Source organism: Paenibacillus terreus (assembly GCF_042138595.1).
GTDB lineage: Bacteria > Bacillota > Bacilli > Paenibacillales > Paenibacillaceae > Paenibacillus > Paenibacillus terreus.
On the sequence record NZ_JBHIRX010000001.1, the window covers coordinates 657120 to 675771 of the forward strand.

Consider the following 18652-nt stretch of genomic DNA (forward strand, 5'->3'; position numbering starts at 1 on the left):
TGTACAATGCTGCCAGTGATTCGACCGCCCCGTTTGCTGCCCGGAGATACGATTGGCATTACAGCTCCCGCCGGATGGGGAGACCCGGAAGGATTGAAGCCGGCTATCGCTCACTTTGAGCAGATGGGGCTGAAGGTGAAAGTGGGGGGCACGGTTTTTAAAAGAAACGGGTATCTTGCGGGAACGGACGCAGAGCGGGCTGCCGAGCTGAATGAAATGTTCGCCGACCCCGTGATTCAGGCTATAGTATGCTCGCGTGGCGGCTACGGAACGGCCCGGATTGCGGATATGCTCGATTACGAATTGATTCGCAGGAATCCGAAAATATTCTGGGGCTACAGTGATATTACTTTCCTGATTAACGCGATCCGCCGCTATAGTGGACTGGTCACCTTCCATGGACCGATGCCTGTCAGTCTTGCCGGAGAGGATGTTCATCCGCTTACGCTGGAAGGTTTTAGCCTGCTGACGGAGCCGCGGCCTTTTCGATACGACGAGACAATAACCCCATTGCAGGTCTTGGTTCCTGGGGAGGCTCGCGGCCGGATTGTGGGCGGCAATCTGACTTTGCTGGCCAGCACGCTGGGGACGCCGTTTGAGCTGGAAACGAAGGACTGCATACTTTTTATAGAGGATATCGATGAAGAGCCGTACCGGATTGACAGAATGCTGAATCAGCTCCGTCAGGCCGGAAAGCTGTCTGAGGCGGCAGGATTTATGATTTGTGATTTCCATCAATGTGAAGCGAAAAAAGGGCAAAACTCTTTCACATTGCCGGAGGTGCTGGAGCATTACTTTAAAGCGGAAGGCAAGCCCGCACTCGCCGGGTTCGGCATGGGGCATGGAACACCGAATATCGCCATTCCGGTAGGAGTGGAAGCGGTTTTGAACACCGGGAAACGTCAGGTTACCTGCGTGGAAGCGGCAGTGCTGGGTTAAGGAGGATAAATATGAAAATTCAAAGCATAGAGGTCATGAGACAGTCTACCCCGTTGACCCATCCGTTCAAGACCGCCTTGCGGACGGTGCACCATGCGGAATCCGTGCTTGTCCGCATTACGGCGGACGACGGACGAATCGGCTGGGGGGAAGCGCCTGCCACCATCGTGATTACGGGCGACAGCCTGGACGCAATTCATTCCGCCATTCAGGATACTTTTGCCCCACTGCTCATCGGCGCGAATCTGCTGGCATATGAGCAAATTTTGCAGTCGGTCCATCACGCCATGGTTGGCTGCAGCAGTGCCAAAGCCGCGGTGGATATGGCGGTATATGATCTGGTGGGGCAATACAGCGGCATGCCCTTGTATCAATTTCTGGGCGGTTACCGCGACCGGATCGAGACGGACTTCACCGTCAGCGTCAATGCGCCGGCGGAAATGGGCGAGGATGCGGCCGAATATGTTCGTTCCGGGTTTAACGTGCTGAAGATCAAAGTCGGGAAGGATGATATCCGCGAGGATATCGAACGCATCCGTGAAATCCGCAGCCGCGTTGGTGAAGATATCAAAATCCGGCTGGACGCCAATCAGGGCTGGCAGGTCAAGGATGCCATCCGCTCGATCCGGAAAATGGAGGATATGGGGCTGGACATCGAGCTGGTTGAGCAGCCTGTGAAAGCGTGGGATATTCCCGGCCTGAAGGCTGTGACCGATGCCGTATCCACGCCGATCATGGCGGATGAAAGTGTGTTTTCGCCCGTGCAGGCCCTGGAGGTGTTGAAGCTGCGCGCGGCGGATCTGATTAATATCAAGCTGATGAAATCAGGCGGCATCTATAAAGCGCAGGTGATCAATCAGGTGGCGGAGGAATATGGTGTAGAATGCATGGTGGGCAGCATGATTGAGTCGCGTCTAGCTGTGACAGCGGCGGCTCATTTTGCGGCCAGCAAAAAAAACATCACCCGCTTTGATCTGGACGCGCCGCTGCTGCTGCAATATGATCCGGTTACGGGAGGAGTGCGGTATGACGGGCGGTCCATGACGTTTCCGAACCGTCCCGGACTCGGCATCGAGCATGTGGAGATCACGGGTGAGATAGGAGTCGTATCATGAGCAAGCTTGCCGGAACACGAATGATCGTATCTGTCTCCGTGGCTACCGTCTGGTCAAGCCCGGATTCTCCCCGGCCCATCGATGCGCCTGCTCTTGCAGCCCCAGCTCTGGTGGAGGAATGGCTGAAATCGATGAGCATTGAGAACAAACTGGACTTATACAGCGCCAGCCGGATACAGACACAGGTGTTATATGGTACAGAGATTGCAGCTGTTGAAGAGCAGGGAGAATGGTTGAAAATTGTAATCCCGGACCAGAGCACACACAAGGAGCCTGCCGGATATCCCGGCTGGGTCCCGAAGCGTCAGCTTGCCAAGTGCCCCGAACATACGGAATTTGATGCTTTTGCGGAAGTGATCGCGAAAAAAACAATTTTGCAGGTTGAACCTGCCGATGCCGCAGCCGCTGTTATAGAGTTAAGTTTTCTGACCCGGCTGCCTCTGCTGGAGGAGCGGATTGATGAAGTGATTGTCAGTACACCCCACGGTCCGGGGAGACTGGCGAAGCAAGATGTCCGCATTACGGGAAGCTGGCCCGCCAGCCCGGAATCGAAAGAAAAGCTAACGGGCGAACAGATTGTACAGGATGGACAAAGTTTTCTCGGACTCCCGTATTTATGGGGCGGCATGTCCGCTTACGGTTACGACTGCTCCGGCTTTGCCTACAGCATGCATAAGGCCCAGGGCATTCTCATTCCCCGGGATGCGTCAGACCAGTCGCGGCAGGGAAATAGCATTGCCAGGGATGAACTCGAACCCGGTGATCTGCTGTTTTTCGCTTATGATCAGGGCAAGGGCAGGGTGCACCATGTCGGTATTTATGCCGGTGAGAACCGCATGATCCATTCCCCGGATTCCAGCGGTAGTATTGAATTCGTGGACCTGGACACATACAAGCTGAAGGATGAGCATTGTGTGTCCCGAAGATATTGGGATTGATCCTGCCTCAACCATTTTATCGCTCTATAATTAAATAGTGTGGTAAAATAGTGGAAATGGTAAATGGTGGGGATCGAAATATGTTCAAAAAGTACAATAAAAAATATTGGATTCTTCTTCCTCCTTTTGTGGCAGCCATAATACTTCTGGAAATTTATTTGCCTCAGGAATTAAAAAAGTTTGTATTTGTTGTACCTCTCGTATTTTGGGCTTCATACTATACTTGGGAATATACAGAGAAGAAAAACGAAGCAAAGAGAAGTCAGTGAGAGAACAATCGAAAACCTTATGGATAGCGAGGGCAATCCCTTAAGTCATGAAAAATGGCTGAGGGACTGCCCTCTTGCTGTGAATAAGCTCTTTATAAGAGGCTCTCAATATTTGCATTTCGCCAGACTCAAGTTTTACCGGTACAAGAGAGGCAAGGCACTGCTGTATAATCTAAAAATGTTCATTCGAAAAAATTTTTCATGATCCTGCTACAAAATAAAAAAAGGCTTCGTCTTCCTAATAGCTGCAGCTGAAAGGAGGCAAAACAAAATGAGTATTCCGGAATCCTCAGCGTTCCGTAACATATTTTATGAGCATTACCCAACCGTACACAGAAAACTGACCGCCTTGGTGCGTGATGAAGCCGCGGCCGACGATTTGGCGCAGGAGGTATTCCTGAGGCTGTACCGGAACCCGCCGGATAACCCGGAAGCCCTGGGAGCATGGCTGCACCGTGTACTGACAAGAATCGGATACGATTACCTGGAGAAAAAAGCTAGAGAGAGAAAGCTGCAAAACAAGCAGGAAATGATGTACGAGGGAGAAGCCGCGCCTGAATCCGGAGAAGAGGCGCTGATGCGCCAGATGGATCAGGAAGAAGTCCGGGCCTGGTTGGGCAGTCTTCCCGAGCGGGATCGCCAGGCGCTGCTTCTCCGCTACTCGGGCTACAGCTACGCGGAGATTGCACAGGAGCTCAATGTCAGGCAGCCGCTGATCGGCAGCCTGCTGCAAAGAGCTACACGAAAGCTGCAGGCCACAGCTACCAAGTCTATGGCCCGGCAGGATCAACAATCGGAAAGGATTGAAAACATATGACGACCAATCCACAGAATTCTCAAGAGGATAAGAGAACACACGAAGCCTGGGAAAAGCTGCAAATGAGACTGGCATCGGAGCCGGCAAACGCCAAATGGGAGACATGGGGGACGGAGAGTAAGCAGAACGGCCTGAAGCTTGCCAATGCTCTTACGGCGCCGGCGGTTTCAGCTGCAGCTTCCAGCCAGGCATCCGAGCTGCACAATGGAGCTCCGGCTCCTGCAAAAGTCGCCCGCCGCCGGGCAAGCAGTGCCCGCAAGTGGACAGCGGCCGCAGCGGCAGCCGTGATCTTTGGCGCCGTTCTTGCCACCCCTTTGGGAAATAATGCGCTCGCGGCGATTTTAAATCAGTTCCGTGTGCAGGAGATCGCCACCGTTGACAGCGATACACTTGAAAGCATGTTTTATCAGTTGACTCCGGGTGAGTCGTTCAGCAAGGACAACTCATTTGGGGAGTTTACAACCAAGGGCGGTGCCGTGCAGGGTGAATTTACCCGTGAACAGGCGGCTTCCCGGCTGGGGTATCGGCTCCTGCCCGCTGATCTGACAGGCGACAAGGATACTGTCTACATTTCCCCATCCAACGAGATTACAATGAAGATGAATGTCGCAGAAGTGAACCAGGCCATGCAGCGTGTGGGGGCAACGAAGCTGCTGCCGGAATCGCTTGATGGAAAACCGATCACTTTAACCCTTCATGAAAGTGTAATGTACGAGATGAAAACAGGTCAGGACCAATGGGCATCCCTGACACAGATGCAGGCACCGGAAATTACAGTGGATCCGTCTGTTGATGTGAAGGAAGCACTGGAGGCTGTTTTGCAGCTTCCGATTTTGCCAAGCAATCTGAAAAACCAGCTGCAGCAGAGCAGCATCCTTGCAGGATCGATTCCGATGCCGTATGTCGTTGATAAAAGCGCCAAAACCGAAGATATCACGATCGGAGACACGAAAGTGCTCGTTGAAGAGCGCAAGTTCAACAGCATGACTGACCGCACGGCAATCTGGATTAAAGACGGACAAATGTTCTATTTTGAAGGTGGATCTGCTTACGAAAAGGAAGCTGACTTCATGAATAAATTGAAGGAGCTGGTGGAGGCATGAGCGAGGCGGCCATCGACGCTAACGGATTGACCAAGGAATACAGCAATGGGCGCGGTTGCCGCAACGTCACCATCACGGTAGGGAAAGGGGAAGCCTTTGGCTTCCTCGGTCCTAACGGTGCGGGCAAAAGCACGTTCGTGAAAATGCTGGTCGGGCTGATCCATCCGACGGCTGGCGAGGCAAGCGTGATGGGCGCCCCCATCGGCACGCTTGAGGCGAAGCGGCAAATCGGCTATTTGCCCGAGCTGTACCGGTATCAGGAGTGGCTGACCGGTGAAGAAGTCGTCCGGCTGCATGCGCGTTTATGCGGATTGGACAAGCAGGAGACGGAGCGAAGAATCCCTGAGCTGTTGCACAGAGTCGGTGTGGGCAAGCGAGGGAAGGACCGGGTTAAGCACTATTCCAAAGGCATGCAGCAGCGGCTTGGATTGGCTTGCGCTCTTGTGAACGATCCGGCAGTCGTTTTCCTGGACGAGCCTGCGTCTGCCATGGATCCCGTCGGCCGGATGCATGTCCGGGCGATCCTGGAAGAGCTGAAGCAACAGGGAAAAACGATTTTCTTGAACTCCCATCTGCTGGAGGATGTGGAGGTGCTGTGCGACCGCATGGCGCTCTTGAATAACGGACAGGTGCTCCGTCACGGACGGGTTGCCGAGGTGCTTCAGAAGCGAGTCTGCTGGCGTTTTAAAGTCGGCGGATTTTCGCCTTTTTTGCTGTCCTGGCTTCAGGAAACGACAGGCTTCAGCTTTCGGGTATCTGCCGATGAAAAAGGAGAAGGCGGCATGAACGCCGCAGGAAGTGCGGATGATACCGTATGGCTTGAAGCGGAGCTGGAGAGCGAAGAACAGGCAGGCTGGATTAATGCGCTGCTGATCGGGCAGGGGATGACGCTGTATGAAGTCACCAAGGTCCGTGAACGGCTGGAGGAGTGGTTCATGGAGGCTGTGGCCGGGCTCAATCATAGGGGGGAACAGGAATGAGGATGATATGGTCCATGACCTGGAAGGAGCTGCTGCGCAAGCGGGTGCTGCTGCTGACATTTTTAATGACAGTCGTATTTCTGATCGGATTCTGGTTTATTGCCGGAGCAATCGGAGGGGAGGCAAGCATAGGCGCGAGTGGTGCTGAAGGGGTGATCCAGGAGTTTACGGTGGGTATGTTCATTTTGATGCTCGGTTTTTTCTTCGCCAGCTTTGTGCTCGCTTTTTTGGCTATTTTCAGTTCCTTTTCCGCCATTGCCGGCGAGGCCGAGCAGGGGGTTATGCAGGCGATGCTGCCGCGGCCGCTTCCGAGGTGGAAATGGTATATTGGCCGCTGGCTTGGCTATGTTTCGCTGGGCATGATTTATGCCTTGATTTTATTCAGCCTGATCCTGTGGATCACCGATATCCATGCTGCAATTCCGCGGGACCCGGCCGTGCTGGCACAGTCTTTCCTGCTCTTTGCCTCCGTTGTTCCTTTGCTCGTTACCGTGTCGATGTTCGGCTCAGGCTATCTGTCCTCCGTTGCGAACGGTGTGGTTATGACGATGCTCTATGGGGCAGGCTGGCTTGGCGGCATGATCGGCAAAATCGCCGGCGCAATCGGCCTGAAGCCTGAGCCGTTGCAAACGTTGAACAATGTGGCGGGAATCCTGCAACTGCTCATGCCGGCCGACGCGCTGCAGCGGAAAATGCAGGCAGTGCTGTTCAGCTTCGAGGATATCAGCGGATTTATACCGGTAAGCATGAGCGGACCACTCGGCATCGGCGAGATTCCCTCGACAGCTTTTTTGGTTTACACGTTATTTTATACGGTTGTCCTTTTTTGCTTGGGGCTGCGCCGTTTTATCCGCAAAGATTTATAAGCGCCCTTATGGAACAGGCTTCTGCAGCCAAGCAAACATATTTTGAATCGCCAAAGCATGCACGGCGGGCGGAAGATGGTGGCCATATCCATGAAACGTATGAAAAGTTACGTCTTTTCCTGCTTCCTGCAGCCGTCTGAACATTCTAAGCCCATGACTGTAATCTACCTGCACATCCTCGGTGCCATGCATGATCAGCACCGGGCAGTGGATGTCGTGTACATAGGTGACTGGTGATCTCATGTCATACGCTTCCGGAATTTTGCCGGTGGAGCCACCGATTACCCGCTTCAGCATGCGGCGCAGATCGATCCGTTCCTCGTAAGTTTGGGCCAGATCCGATACGCCGCCCCATAATACCAGCTTGTACATTTGCTTCATCCGTACGGCTGCAGCAGTTGCATTGATCGAGCCTCTGGAAAAACCCATGACCGAAATACGCCGTTCGTCGACAAAGGGCAGTCCGGCCAGAAATTGATAGGCACTGCACACGTCCTCGATATCGCTTCCCCCGAATTGGTCCCTTCCTTCACCGCCCTCAGTGCCGCGATAGGAAGGGGCAAAAATAATATGGCCATGGATGGAGAAGTCCTCCAGCCAGGTTGTTTTAACCTGACCCACTCGTCCGATGCCCCCGCGGCAGTAAATCAATACCGGCCATTTTCCTTTCGGCATCTCCGTGTGCGTTACACGAATGGGACAGGCGAGCTCCGTTACTTCCAGATCTTTTATCCGGTAATGGTGCTGCAGCCATTCCTGCACCGCTGATACGGGTAGTCTCCAGCCGTGTGGCAGGCATATATAACCTTTTACGCGCAGTCCGTCTGATACATAAGTGAGATGGTACATGTAAGAAGCTCATTCCTTTATGATGTCGGTTGTATACATGTATCTTATATTACCATGAAGGTCAGCTCCCACTAAAATATGGTTTAACAATGAAAGGCCGCAATCCTGTGCGAATGCGACCTTGTTTTAATTCGTCTATATTGGCTTTAGCGGTTTCTGCTCGTATTGTCGCTTCTGTTTCTTAAACCAACCAATCCCAGCAGTCCGGCCAGACCGATCCAGCCCCAGTCCATACGATTATCATTGTTTCCAGCAACGCGTGTATTTGCGTCTGCAGCAAAAGTGTGCTCTTCCGTCCCGGCAGCGGTTGCTGCGGCCGAGATAAGAAGGAACGCCAGCAGGAAGCTAAAGCTTGTAAGCAGCATTTTTTTGAACAAAATCATCAATCTCCTTTTGTAGTAAAATCGTTGGGGTATTCCCGGATTATTCTCCGCTATGCGGCAGAAATTATACATTTCTTTCCTACACGAATGGAAAATGTTTATAATTAATTCAGGAAACTGAGCATGGTCGGAGTTATGCATATTAAATCGGAGCAAGAGCGAATAGATTTTTTCTTCGCTACAAACCGGTGGTCTGGAGAAATTACGAATGCTGAACCGCATAAGTGTGATGATATGAGATGGTTCCGAACCGATCATTTCCCCGACAATATGATACCTTATGTACGGATGGCCTGGGATCAATACGGGGAGGGAACCTGGTTTTCGTCGTACGGATGGAATTAAATTTTGGAGGAGTCGTGATTATGGATTACATTACTTTTTTAACGCTCATTCCTATTTTGCTGTACTTGATCCTTTTTGGAGTAGGCATTTATGTGTTGGTGCTGTTTATCAAGCTGGCAAGAAGGGGGATCAAAGCGCTGGATCTCTACATAGCGGAAAAAAGTAACCGGATGTGATAGGCTTAATGTGCGAGTGATCAGAACCAAAAACAGCAGGGCTGATTGCTAATCTCCCTGTTGTTTTAATTGCCTCCAAGTGGAAAATTATCGTTAAATTAAATTTCGACTTGATTTTTGTAAGTAAAAGGAGTAAAGTAATAGGAGTCAAGAAGATCATGGATTGTTAGCTCAGTTGGTAGAGCATCTGACTCTTAATCAGGCGGTCCAGGGTTCGAGTCCCTGACAATCCATCATTAGTAAGTTCTAAAAAGCTGATACATTGTCCTAACGGACGTCATCAGATTCAAACTGCGACCGCCCTCCGGTTTTACCGGAGGGCGGTCATTTTTTTAAAAATGAATTGGATTGCAAACCTGTTTAATGTCCAAATATACTAAATTCAAGCATCATAATCTTAATGCCGATATTAAAATTAACGAAGTAATGGGACGAAGGAGCATGTACTATGTCACGAAAAAGGGAAATTACCGTTTCCAAAGGCTTTTTTTCCAGATTTAAAACGATTGGCGATGCGATTGCAGCAGCTTCCCCTGGAACGGTAATTTATATTGAGCCTGGAGTTTATGAAGAAAATTTATTTATCAATAAGCCGCTTGAACTGATTGGCAAGGGACGCCCTGAAGACGTTGTGATTTCGGGAAATACAATGAATGAAGATACAACTATAGATGTGTTTGCTGATCATGTCCGAATAAGTGGGTTAACGATACTGCAAAAGGGCAAAAGCATTGAAAAGGATTTCTATTATTCGGCCGTAGATCTGGGAGAAGGCTCTGTTCTTATTGAGAACTGCACCATTATTTCAGCCCACGGCAACGGTATACATGTCATGAGCGAAGGCAGTCAGCCAACGATTCAGCATTGCAAAATTTATAATTCGGCAGGTCATGGGATATATGTTCAAATTTTTGGGAATATAACGGTCATCGACTGTGAAATTTATAATAATCAGCAAAACGGAATTATGTTCGACTCCGGGGGTACGGGGGTATTTGAAAATTGTCATATTTACGGCAACCGCCTAGCTAACATACATATTTCAAACGAAAGTGATCCTGAAATAATCGGCTGCAAAATATACGCCAGCGGGGAATATGGGGTCTGTGTGTCCAATAAGGCCCTTGGCACCTTCACTAATTGCGATATATATGACAATAGATGCAGTAATGTATTGATTGAGGACGAAGGGGACCCGGAATTCACATATTGCAATATTTATAACAGTAACGAGCATGGAGTATACAGCTATGGCGGCTGGGGTACCTTTGACCACTGTGATATTTATGGTAACCGCTCATCTAACATCATGATCGAAACTGAAGCTGAGCCGACCATAAGGAATTCCAAAATTTATAATAGTGAGGAAAATGGTGTTGAGGTAGACGAAGAAGGTTACGGTACTTTTGAAAATTGCGAGATTTACAGCAACGGCCGTGAGTATCATAATGTCGCCATTTTCGGGGGAGGAAATCCGGTTTTCCGGGACTGTATCATTTACGATTCTGAAGATTGTAATATTTGGATAGATGATCGGGGATTGGGCCTGTTCGAAAACTGCGAGATTTATGATTGTAATTCGCCCAATATTATTATTGAAAATGAAGGGAACCCACAGATTAAAGGCTGCAAAATATACAACAGTACAACCTGTGGCGTATGGGTTCTTAACAATGGACGGGGCAGGCTCGCAAATTGTGATATTTATGATACAGAGACGCCGATTATTTCAGAGGAAGGATTACTTGAAGTACTGGATTCATCAGAAAATAAAATAACTGAAAGTACTACTCCGAGCAAATCACCAAATGAGCAGGCAGTTTCGGCTGATTTGTCGGCCATTTTGGAAGAATTAAACTCCTTAATAGGATTGGACAATGTAAAAGAACAAATCGCCAAAATCGTTGAATTCACTAAATTCAACAAAGAGCTGGCAAGCTTCGGAATTGCTGGCACAGATGCCAAAAGCGCTGTGTCCCATACTGTATTATATGGAAACCCGGGAACAGGCAAGACGACCGTTGCACGGATGCTGGGGCAAATCTACAAAGCGATGGGGCTGCTGTCCTCCGGACATCTGGTGCAGGTAAATCGTGAAAAACTGGTCGGAGAATACATAGGGACTACTGCCCCAAAAACAAAGAAAAAGATCGAGGAAGCGATCGGCGGTGTGCTCTTCATTGATGAGGCCTATGAGCTTACAAATAAAGGGCTGGATCGGGATTTCGGCCCGGAAGCCGTTGCGGTGATATTGGAGGAAATGGAAAATCGCAGAGGGGAATTCATGGTTGTCGTGGCAGGTTATGAGGGAGAGATGGAAAGGTTTACTGAATCGAACCCGGGGCTGAAAAGCCGTTTTACCCAATATTTTCACCTGAAGGATTATACACCGGACGAGCTGGCCCGGATTGCGCAAAAAATGGCGAAGGACCAAAACCGTCAACTGTCGCCGGAGGCAGAGCGACTGTTGCATAAGCAATTTACGTTTTTATGGCGCAAAAGGGATAAGTTCTTTGCCAATGCCCGCACTGTCCGCAACTATATTGACGGCATGATGCAGGCGCAGGCTCAGCGGTGTATGCAGATTCCAAAGGAACAGTGGACCAAAGAGCTGATACTAACCTTATCTCCGGAGGACGTAAAGGCCGTGCTTCCGCAAGAAGAGGCCCCGGCATATCTTTTGCCAATTAACGAGGAGCATTTGGCTGAAGCTTTACAGCAGCTCAATCGAATGGTTGGTATATCCCGTATTAAAGCGGAGATTGAGAAGCTGATTACCTTGGTCCGGTATTACAGGGAAGAGGGACGGGATGTCTCGGAGCTTTCGCCGCATACACTTTTGGTCGGCAACCCGGGTACAGGGAAGACGGAAATAGCGCGTATTATCGCGCAGATTTATGAGGCCTTGGGAATTTTGGAGCGCGGGGATTTAGTTGAGGTGAAGCGTGAAAATCTGGTGAGTCCATACCCGGGGGAAAGCGAAAGACTCATCTCCGAATATATTGACAGGGCGATGGGCGGAACGCTGTTTATAGATGAAGCGTATCAGCTTACCCAATACGGCCCGCAGGATCCGGGACATACCGTCATCGAAGTGCTTCTGAAGCGAATGGAGGATGACCGCGGTGAGTTTATCGTTTTGGCGGCAGGTTATAAAGAACATATGGAGCAGTTCCTCGACAGTAATCCCGGATTAAGCAGACGTTTTAACCGTGTGCTGGAATTTGAAGACTACACACCGTCAGAGCTGCTGAAGATCAGTGAATTGATGCTCAGCGATAGAGGCTACAGGCTGAGTGACGGGGCGCGGAGTGTACTTTTCGGCTGTTACGAAGAAGCATATGCCCAGCGTGATCAATCCTTTGGCAACGCAGGCTATGCAAGAAATATGGTAAACGAAATGATAAGCAACATTGATTATCGGGTCGCGAAGATGCCAAAAGAACAGCGCACGCAAGAGATCAGGCAAACGATCCAGGCAGAAGACTTGAACCTGATTTTTCCCCCGGCCTTATAGGCAGGGGGTTCTTTGCGCTCTAATGAAGCTTTGCAAATAAAACGTGATTTTAACCGCATATCTAAGGTATAATCAAAGGATGGACTTTTAGAAAGATGTGGAGGCACAGCCGTAATTGACAACTTATCCATTTACCTTTGATCCTTCGCGGCCGTTTATACAGCAGGCTGCGGATTGGATTGCTGACGTGTTCTATGAAATACTGCCCGAGGCCGGATTTGAGGTCCGGGATGAGCAGATTTATATGGCGTTCCAGCTGGAGCGGGCGTATACCGAGAAAAAAACGATTTTTGCCGAAGCGGGTGTAGGTACAGGCAAGACGCTCGTCTACCTGCTCTATGCCATCGCATATGCCCGTTACACACGAAAGCCGGCCATCATCGCCTGCGCCGATGAATCCTTGATCGAGCAGCTGGTCAAGCCTGAAGGCGATATCGCCAAGCTGGCCCGTCATCTGGAGCTGACCATTGATGCACGCATGGGCAAGTCCCAGGATCAGTATATCTGCTTGAATAAACTGGATGATGCGCGGACAGGCTTGGAAGAAGCGGATCTATACCGCGAAATCTACGAAGGGCTGCCGGAATTCGTTCATTTTCCGGATACCATGCAGTCCTTCCATCCGTATGGCAACCGCAAGGATTATCCTCAGCTATCCGACGGACAGTGGAATAAGGTGGGCTGGGACGTGTTTCAGGACTGTCTCGTGTGTAACCAGCGCCATCGCTGCGGGCAGACCATTTCCCGGGATTACTATCGCCGGGCTGCGGATCTCATTATCTGCTCGCACGATTTCTATATGGAGCATATCTGGACGTACGAGTCCAGAAAGCGGGAAGGACAGCTGCCGCTGCTGCCGGAGCATAGCTCCGTCGTATTTGACGAAGGGCATCTGCTGGAGACGGCAGCGCAGAATGCGCTGACTTATCAACTGAAGCACTCTTTGTATGAAAGCATTATCGTCCGCTTGCTGGAGGGTGAAGTCCGCGAATCCCTGGCGGTGACGATTGAGGAATCAATCATGCAGAGCGATAAGGTGTTCCTGCTGCTCGAACAAATGAGCCAGCCTGTCCCGGGCTCAAACCGGAGAAGGTTTGAGGTGAGCGGCCAGCTGCTGCGTGAAATCAGCCGTTTTGGCGAGCTGCTGTCCACGATTGAGGAGGAGCTGGTGTATGAGGGCGGTTTGTTTACCATTGACGACTATCAGCTCAAGATCGTGGAAGAGCATCTGGATATGATGCAAAGGGCTTTGGCATTGTTCCGCCAGCCGGACAAGCTTATTTCCTGGGTCAGGGAAGACGGGGACGAATTGACACTCGTGATCATGCCGAAGGGTGTTAAGGAAATTATGCGGGAGCGCGTATTTGCCAAGCAAATGCCGGTCGTGTTCTCCTCGGCAACCTTGTCGGTACAGGGTTCATTCGATTACATGGCAGAAATATTGGGAATTGACGACTACCTGTCCTTCTCTGTTGCGTCGCCTTATGATTATGCCGAGCAGATGAAGAGCGTCTTGTACCCTGTAGAGGAACCGGGCGACAAAATAAAGCATGTGCTGAAATTTCTCCAGGACAGCGGCGGGAAAGCGTTAATTCTCTTTCCGTCCCAGGACGAACTGGAGCGGTTCAAAAGGGACGCCGTGCAGACAACTGGCTTTGAGCAGTTCCGTTTTCTGTACGAGGGAGAGGCTGAAATCAGCCATCTGATCTCCTTGTTTCAGAACGATGAAGACAGTGTTCTCTGTGCTGTGACACTGTGGGAAGGGCTGGACATTCCGGGCCCCTCCTTGTCGCACGTTATCATTTGGTCGCTGCCGTTTCCGCCTAATGACCCGTTATTTGAGTCACGCCGGGCGGATGCGCAGGACGCTTTGGCGGAAGTGGATATGCCGTATATGCTGCTGCGGCTGCGCCAGGGAATCGGCCGCTTGATCCGTTCCCGTGAAGACAAAGGTACGGTGTCGATTATGGGAGCTGAATTAAAGCAGGAACGGGTTAGAGAGCAGGTCAGCAAGATTCTGCCCTAGACCGACTAGAGAGGAGGATAAGAGTGGAGATTACATCATTTTCAGTGGAAAAAGTGAAAGATCCGTTTGGCATCATTGCAGGTACACGGTATGAATATAATCTCGATCTTGAGATTGACGAAGACGACGAGTTGTACAGCGAACAAGGTGTGTATCTAAGAGTGATTTACAGTGTGGAAGAGGAGAAAAGCCGCATTGTGAAGTATGAGCTGTACGAGCGATCCACGGACCGTTATCTGGAATTTGATCTTGAAGAGGATGAACTGGCGGAAGTGGACGCATTCTGTCGTGAGCATTTGGCGGAAGCCGAGGTGTAAAGCGGATTAACAGTTCAGCATTGTTTTTGAATCAAGCATTCCCATAGAATACGGGGAAATTAAAAAAAAACGGGGCATTCCCATAGTCATTGAAAATGGCTTAGGGAATGCCCCTTCTATTGAAAGGAATATGGAACAAGCCGATCCAAATGTCGCCATGGGGAGGCCCTACTTCACTAAAGCTGCCCTCAATGTCGTGATGCTGAATTCCATATAAGCCTTCAGGCATGGCATTTTTTTGCCGGCCAATAGCCCGATAAGCCCATCCAGGCATAAATGCCAGCCCGACGCGTAGGATGGTGCCTGTTTCCAATCCGCAAAACGATGATACAGGACAAGAACAGTTCTTTCTCCATCGTCGCTTAACTCCCGGCGCAGGATGTCAGGTATGAAGTACAAAAGGTTGAGAACAGGGGGGATTTGATCCCGTTCTCAACCTTTTTTGTCAAATTAGAAATTTCAGAAGACAGGCGTTTTCTTCCTATCCGAAAAACGTCTGATACAGCAGAAACAGGTTCAGCGCGATGATCAACACGGCCACGCACCAGCCAATAATAGTGGTGATACGCCGGTTCACCAGGCTGCCCATCAATTGACGATTGCTTGTAAACATAATCAAAGGAATTAGTGCAAATGCAATCCCGAATGACAGTACAACCTGGCTCATCACCAGTGCATAGGTTGGGTTGACGCCAAACGCAATGATGACCAGCGGCGGTATCATGGTAATGAAGCGTCTCAGGTACAGAGGAATACGTCTTTTAATAAATCCCTGCATAATGATATCACCTGACATGGTACCTACCGATGAACTGGATAAACCGGAAATCAGCAGGCTCACTCCGAACAGTATCGCCGACACAGGTCCTACCAAATGATTGAACCCCTGGAATGCTACATCAAGATCTTCCACGTTTAACCCATTTTTGAAGAACAATGCGGCAGACACAATGAGCATGCTGGCATTAATGGCTCCGGCAATAAACATGGCGATCAGGATATCAATAAATTCAAAACGGAAAATTTTACGCCGATCCGCTTCCGTTTTGCCCACGATTCTGCGCTGTGTCAGCGCGGAGTGCAGATAGATCGCATGTGGCATGACAGTTGCACCAAGAATACCTGCAGCAAGCAGGATGCTATCCACCCCCTGAAATTGAGGCACGAACAAACCATGCAGGACTGGAGCAATTTCCGGTTTGGCAAAAAAGATTTGGGCAACAAAGCCCAGCACAACGATAAACAGCATGCCGGTGATGCCCGCTTCAAGCGAACGGAATCCCCGCCGCTGCAGCTCCAGGATAGCGAAGGATCCTACAGCAGCAATTAATGCTGCAGGAAGCATCGGAATACCGAACAGCAAGTACAATCCTAAAGACGCACCAATAAACTCTGCAAGGTCTGTAGCCATAACGACCAGCTCAGCCTGGATCCAGAGTCCAAATGAAACTTTCTTCGGAAACCGTTCACGAGCGACCTCAGGCAGGTTTTTGCCGGTTGCAATTCCTAATTTGGCTGACATGGACTGAATCAAAATCGCCATCAAATTGGAAAGCAGCACGACCCACAGGAGCAAATAACCGTACTTTGAACCTCCGGCGATATTGGTTGCGAAGTTTCCCGGATCAATGTAAGCAATGGCCGCAATAAAGGCAGGTCCGAGGAACGGCAATAATCTTTTTAATCCCTGAGTTTTGCCGCTTAAAGCAGCATGTGCAGATTGAACAGTTGCATGATTGGCAGAAGACTGCTGTTGTACAGCGACATTTTCTCTCATAGTTTATCCCACCTTTGAAGATCATAATCTAATATATTATTTTCACCTTAAGCACAGATGTTTCCTTAGGGCAAATTTCATTTTAAAAAAATGCACCGTCCAAATAATTTTGCCTCTGTGCAAATTATATTCCCTAATCCACGTTTTAGGCAATACCTATTTTATTTTTTTAAAACAATATTGCTTTTGCTAATTCATCCATTCCCGGTCACAAGCTCGGCCAGCAATTTTTCAAATTTGTTTGGACTAGGAATTTCATGTGTTATAAATTTTCCATTATAAAAAAAACCAAATGTCGTCCAGATAACCGGGGCGTTTTGTGCTTCTTTTCGGCTGGTAATTCGATGGGCACAAAAGGGCACCTGTCTGTGTAACGCTATCGCTCGCAGTTCTTCCAATACGCCGACAGCAAAAGGGCATTGAACAGTATAAAAAATCGAGATACCTTTGTCAGAGTGAATGATCTTGTTCTTTTTGTTAAAGAAAGGAAGGGGAGCATCGGCGTTCCACTTTAATGCCATTAATTGAAAATAGGGCTCTGCCTGATCTACCGGCTTAAAATCCATGTGCTCGAAAAAACGTTTATCGCTTAAATAAGGGTATTTTTTTGTTCCGACGATATGTACCAATCCATCCATTCCGCGTTGAATGGCGTCCTGCTTGCAATAATTGAGCAGTTGTCTCGCATGATCATTATTTTTATGCCTTCCGGAAACCCATAAGCAATTAATATACATATAATTGGGGGCCTTAATGGGAAGCCAGGCCATCTCAGCCGGCAAATATTCAATAAAAACCTTGGCCCGTTCGTCCAAACGGTAAAAAACCAATCCTTCGTTCATCCGTTCACTCAGCCAATTCTTTTTTTCATTTACGGCCCGCTCGTACTGCTTTGCCCCGAGGGCACAGCAAATGTGCTCAGTATCGATATTTTCTTTTGTGATTTGGATATAGCTCATCTAAAATACACCCCTATATGGATTTCATAATAATTCATCTTTATTATGAATTATTTGAGATGCGCAGTGGATTCCCGGTAGATTGGTTTGGTGTAAACATGTGAGACCTGATAAGGCTGATTCGGATCTTGAATACGGGATAACAGCATTTCGGCCGCTTTGATTCCCATTTCATTGCTGTAAATCCAGACGGTTGTCAATGGAGGCTCAACAATTTCGGATTCAGGGCTGTTGTCAAAACCGCAAATTACAATATCGTCGGGGATCGAAATTTTACAATTCTTCAGCGCTTTCATGGCTCCCACCGCAATGGCATCGTTTGCACAAACAAATGCCACAGGGAGTTCTGTCATTTTTTGCAGCCTTTCTTCCATCCATCCCTGTTGAAAGAAAAAACGATCTTCATCCAAAATACACTGGGAGAGGTTCAGTGGAATCCCCGCCTCGGTTAGCGCCCGATTAAAGCCCACCCATCTTTCATTAAAGCTGCGGCAGTGATTGTAGTCACCGATAAATCCCAAACTTCTGTAACCGTTGTTGATCAGCTTTTTGGCAAGCTGGTAGGTGCTGTGCTCATTCTCCATCAGCAGAACATCGGCTCCAAACTCGGAATAGCAGACTTGAGCGGAGCAATCAATAAAGATGGTAGGGATGTTCAGGCCTGTAATGAGCTTGCTGTACTCTAAATCAAAGAGTTCGATACATATGATCCCGTCCACATTGGATGGATCAAAATTATTCGGTAAAGATAATGATTTCCGCTCAATATCCCTGACAAAATGAATGGACAAGTTAAATCCCTCGGCACTGATTCTTTTCTCAAGACCGCTAATGAGAATGGAGCCAAAGTGGTACATATTGGGGAAATTCTCTGTGAGCAGGGCAATATTCCCCGAGCGTTTAGCCAACAAAGGCTCGCTTTCCATAAATGCGAACTGCTTGTATTTTAACTCAATCGCTTTTTTTATCACTTTATTTCGGGTGGCTTCCGGAATTTTTTCATTCCCGTTAAGAGCCTTGGAAGCAGTGTTGCGCGAAATGCCCAAAGCATTGGCTATATCCTGAATCGTTACTTTTTCTCTCACTAATGTGTCACCTCTATGATTAATGTTCTGCCGAGCATCTATTTGAAAGATTGATTATCTTTGCTGCATAGTTCAAATGTATAGTAATTTATTTAGAATAGCAATAACGTGGTTACAAATGAACAAAAATGTGTTTACAAATAGTGAAAATCATTTACGAAAACAAGTCTACTAAATTTGATTTTTCGTTA

The 18652-nt window shown here is 48.9% G+C and carries 18 protein-coding genes and 1 tRNA gene; 13 read left to right on the top strand and 6 right to left on the bottom strand.

Going from position 1 to position 18652, the window contains the following annotated elements; all coding sequences use genetic code 11:
- Nucleotides 1–6 precede the first annotated feature (6 nt).
- The 8 genes from ACE5KN_RS03020 to ACE5KN_RS03055 all read left to right on the top strand — a co-directional run bounded on the left by ACE5KN_RS03020 (nt 7) and on the right by ACE5KN_RS03055 (nt 7027).
- A complete protein-coding gene (locus ACE5KN_RS03020) occupies nt 7–939 on the top strand; it encodes a S66 peptidase family protein (protein WP_375527688.1) in 933 nt (310 codons plus the stop codon).
- An 11-nt stretch (nt 940–950) separates the two neighbouring features.
- Nucleotides 951–2054: a mandelate racemase/muconate lactonizing enzyme family protein gene (locus ACE5KN_RS03025; RefSeq protein WP_375527687.1), complete on the top strand. Its 1104-nt coding sequence runs from the start codon at nt 951–953 to the stop codon at nt 2052–2054.
- Complete coding sequence (locus ACE5KN_RS03030) at nt 2051–2992, top strand: C40 family peptidase (protein WP_375527686.1); 942 nt, start codon at nt 2051–2053, stop codon at nt 2990–2992. Before ACE5KN_RS03025 ends, ACE5KN_RS03030 begins: the two co-directional genes overlap by 4 nt.
- Before the next feature lie 56 nt (nt 2993–3048).
- Entirely contained in the window at nt 3049–3261 is a 213-nt protein-coding gene (locus ACE5KN_RS03035; protein WP_375527719.1) for a hypothetical protein, read from the top strand.
- 271 nt (nt 3262–3532) lie between these two features.
- Complete coding sequence (locus ACE5KN_RS03040) at nt 3533–4078, top strand: sigma-70 family RNA polymerase sigma factor (RefSeq protein WP_375527685.1); 546 nt, start codon at nt 3533–3535, stop codon at nt 4076–4078.
- A gap of 62 nt (nt 4079–4140) precedes the next feature.
- Complete coding sequence (locus ACE5KN_RS03045) at nt 4141–5181, top strand: hypothetical protein (RefSeq protein WP_375533029.1); 1041 nt, start codon at nt 4141–4143, stop codon at nt 5179–5181.
- Complete coding sequence (locus ACE5KN_RS03050; protein ID WP_375527683.1) at nt 5178–6161, top strand: ABC transporter ATP-binding protein; 984 nt, start codon at nt 5178–5180, stop codon at nt 6159–6161. The genes ACE5KN_RS03045 and ACE5KN_RS03050 overlap by 4 nt, the downstream gene beginning before the upstream one ends.
- Nucleotides 6158–7027 (top strand): ABC transporter permease subunit, encoded by an 870-nt coding sequence (locus ACE5KN_RS03055; RefSeq protein WP_375527682.1) that lies wholly within the window; start codon nt 6158–6160, stop codon nt 7025–7027. The genes ACE5KN_RS03050 and ACE5KN_RS03055 overlap by 4 nt, the downstream gene beginning before the upstream one ends.
- A gap of 6 nt (nt 7028–7033) precedes the next feature.
- On the opposite strand, the gene ACE5KN_RS03060 is transcribed toward ACE5KN_RS03055, so the two are convergent.
- Nucleotides 7034–7876: a prolyl oligopeptidase family serine peptidase gene (locus ACE5KN_RS03060; RefSeq protein WP_375527681.1), complete on the bottom strand. Its 843-nt coding sequence runs from the start codon at nt 7874–7876 to the stop codon at nt 7034–7036.
- Nucleotides 7877–8022: 146 nt separating this feature from the next.
- Nucleotides 8023–8253 (bottom strand): WGxxGxxG family protein, encoded by a 231-nt coding sequence (locus tag ACE5KN_RS03065; RefSeq protein WP_375527680.1) that lies wholly within the window; start codon nt 8251–8253, stop codon nt 8023–8025.
- A gap of 341 nt (nt 8254–8594) precedes the next feature.
- Between ACE5KN_RS03065 and ACE5KN_RS03070 the strand changes: the two genes are divergently transcribed.
- From ACE5KN_RS03070 to ACE5KN_RS03090, 5 genes are all read left to right on the top strand, one after another.
- On the top strand, nt 8595–8780 hold the full coding sequence (locus ACE5KN_RS03070) for a hypothetical protein (RefSeq protein WP_375533030.1): 186 nt from the start codon (nt 8595–8597) through the stop codon (nt 8778–8780).
- A 160-nt stretch (nt 8781–8940) separates the two neighbouring features.
- Nucleotides 8941–9013, top strand: a tRNA-Lys gene (locus ACE5KN_RS03075).
- Nucleotides 9014–9228: 215 nt separating this feature from the next.
- Nucleotides 9229–12297, top strand: coding sequence for a right-handed parallel beta-helix repeat-containing protein (locus ACE5KN_RS03080; protein ID WP_375527678.1), 3069 nt, complete (start codon nt 9229–9231; stop codon nt 12295–12297).
- A 115-nt stretch (nt 12298–12412) separates the two neighbouring features.
- Nucleotides 12413–14323, top strand: coding sequence for an ATP-dependent DNA helicase (locus ACE5KN_RS03085; RefSeq protein ID WP_375527677.1), 1911 nt, complete (start codon nt 12413–12415; stop codon nt 14321–14323).
- Nucleotides 14324–14346: 23 nt separating this feature from the next.
- Complete coding sequence (locus ACE5KN_RS03090; RefSeq protein ID WP_375527676.1) at nt 14347–14640, top strand: DUF6509 family protein; 294 nt, start codon at nt 14347–14349, stop codon at nt 14638–14640.
- A gap of 168 nt (nt 14641–14808) precedes the next feature.
- Here ACE5KN_RS03090 and ACE5KN_RS03095 read toward each other — a convergent pair whose 3' ends face one another.
- The 4 genes from ACE5KN_RS03095 to ACE5KN_RS03110 form a co-directional block, all read right to left on the bottom strand.
- Nucleotides 14809–15039: an SRPBCC family protein gene (locus ACE5KN_RS03095; RefSeq protein ID WP_375527675.1), complete on the bottom strand. Its 231-nt coding sequence runs from the start codon at nt 15037–15039 to the stop codon at nt 14809–14811.
- An 82-nt stretch (nt 15040–15121) separates the two neighbouring features.
- Nucleotides 15122–16417 (bottom strand): Nramp family divalent metal transporter, encoded by a 1296-nt coding sequence (locus ACE5KN_RS03100; RefSeq protein ID WP_375527674.1) that lies wholly within the window; start codon nt 16415–16417, stop codon nt 15122–15124.
- A 194-nt stretch (nt 16418–16611) separates the two neighbouring features.
- Nucleotides 16612–17376, bottom strand: a complete 765-nt coding sequence (locus ACE5KN_RS03105; RefSeq protein WP_375527673.1) for a GNAT family N-acetyltransferase — start codon at nt 17374–17376, stop codon at nt 16612–16614.
- A 50-nt stretch (nt 17377–17426) separates the two neighbouring features.
- On the bottom strand, nt 17427–18461 hold the full coding sequence (locus ACE5KN_RS03110) for a LacI family DNA-binding transcriptional regulator (protein ID WP_375527672.1): 1035 nt from the start codon (nt 18459–18461) through the stop codon (nt 17427–17429).
- Between the last annotated feature and the right edge of the window lie 191 nt (nt 18462–18652).

Bases quoted from the DNA above. Each gene is read 5' to 3' on its own strand.
- ACE5KN_RS03055 (WP_375527682.1), top strand. From the start codon at position 6,158: ATGAGGATGATATGGTCCATGACCTGGAAGGAGCTGCTGCGCAAGCGG.
- ACE5KN_RS03080 (WP_375527678.1), top strand. From the start codon at position 9,229: ATGTCACGAAAAAGGGAAATTACCGTTTCCAAAGGCTTTTTTTCCAGA.
- ACE5KN_RS03050 (WP_375527683.1), top strand. From the start codon at position 5,178: ATGAGCGAGGCGGCCATCGACGCTAACGGATTGACCAAGGAATACAGC.
- ACE5KN_RS03030 (WP_375527686.1), top strand. From the start codon at position 2,051: ATGAGCAAGCTTGCCGGAACACGAATGATCGTATCTGTCTCCGTGGCT.
- ACE5KN_RS03070 (WP_375533030.1), top strand. From the start codon at position 8,595: ATGGAATTAAATTTTGGAGGAGTCGTGATTATGGATTACATTACTTTT.
- ACE5KN_RS03105 (WP_375527673.1), bottom strand. From the start codon at position 17,376: ATGAGCTATATCCAAATCACAAAAGAAAATATCGATACTGAGCACATT.
- ACE5KN_RS03035 (WP_375527719.1), top strand. From the start codon at position 3,049: ATGGTAAATGGTGGGGATCGAAATATGTTCAAAAAGTACAATAAAAAA.
- ACE5KN_RS03040 (WP_375527685.1), top strand. From the start codon at position 3,533: ATGAGTATTCCGGAATCCTCAGCGTTCCGTAACATATTTTATGAGCAT.
- ACE5KN_RS03020 (WP_375527688.1), top strand. From the start codon at position 7: ATGCTGCCAGTGATTCGACCGCCCCGTTTGCTGCCCGGAGATACGATT.
- ACE5KN_RS03025 (WP_375527687.1), top strand. From the start codon at position 951: ATGAAAATTCAAAGCATAGAGGTCATGAGACAGTCTACCCCGTTGACC.
- ACE5KN_RS03045 (WP_375533029.1), top strand. From the start codon at position 4,141: ATGAGACTGGCATCGGAGCCGGCAAACGCCAAATGGGAGACATGGGGG.
- ACE5KN_RS03060 (WP_375527681.1), bottom strand. From the start codon at position 7,876: ATGTACCATCTCACTTATGTATCAGACGGACTGCGCGTAAAAGGTTAT.
- ACE5KN_RS03100 (WP_375527674.1), bottom strand. From the start codon at position 16,417: ATGAGAGAAAATGTCGCTGTACAACAGCAGTCTTCTGCCAATCATGCA.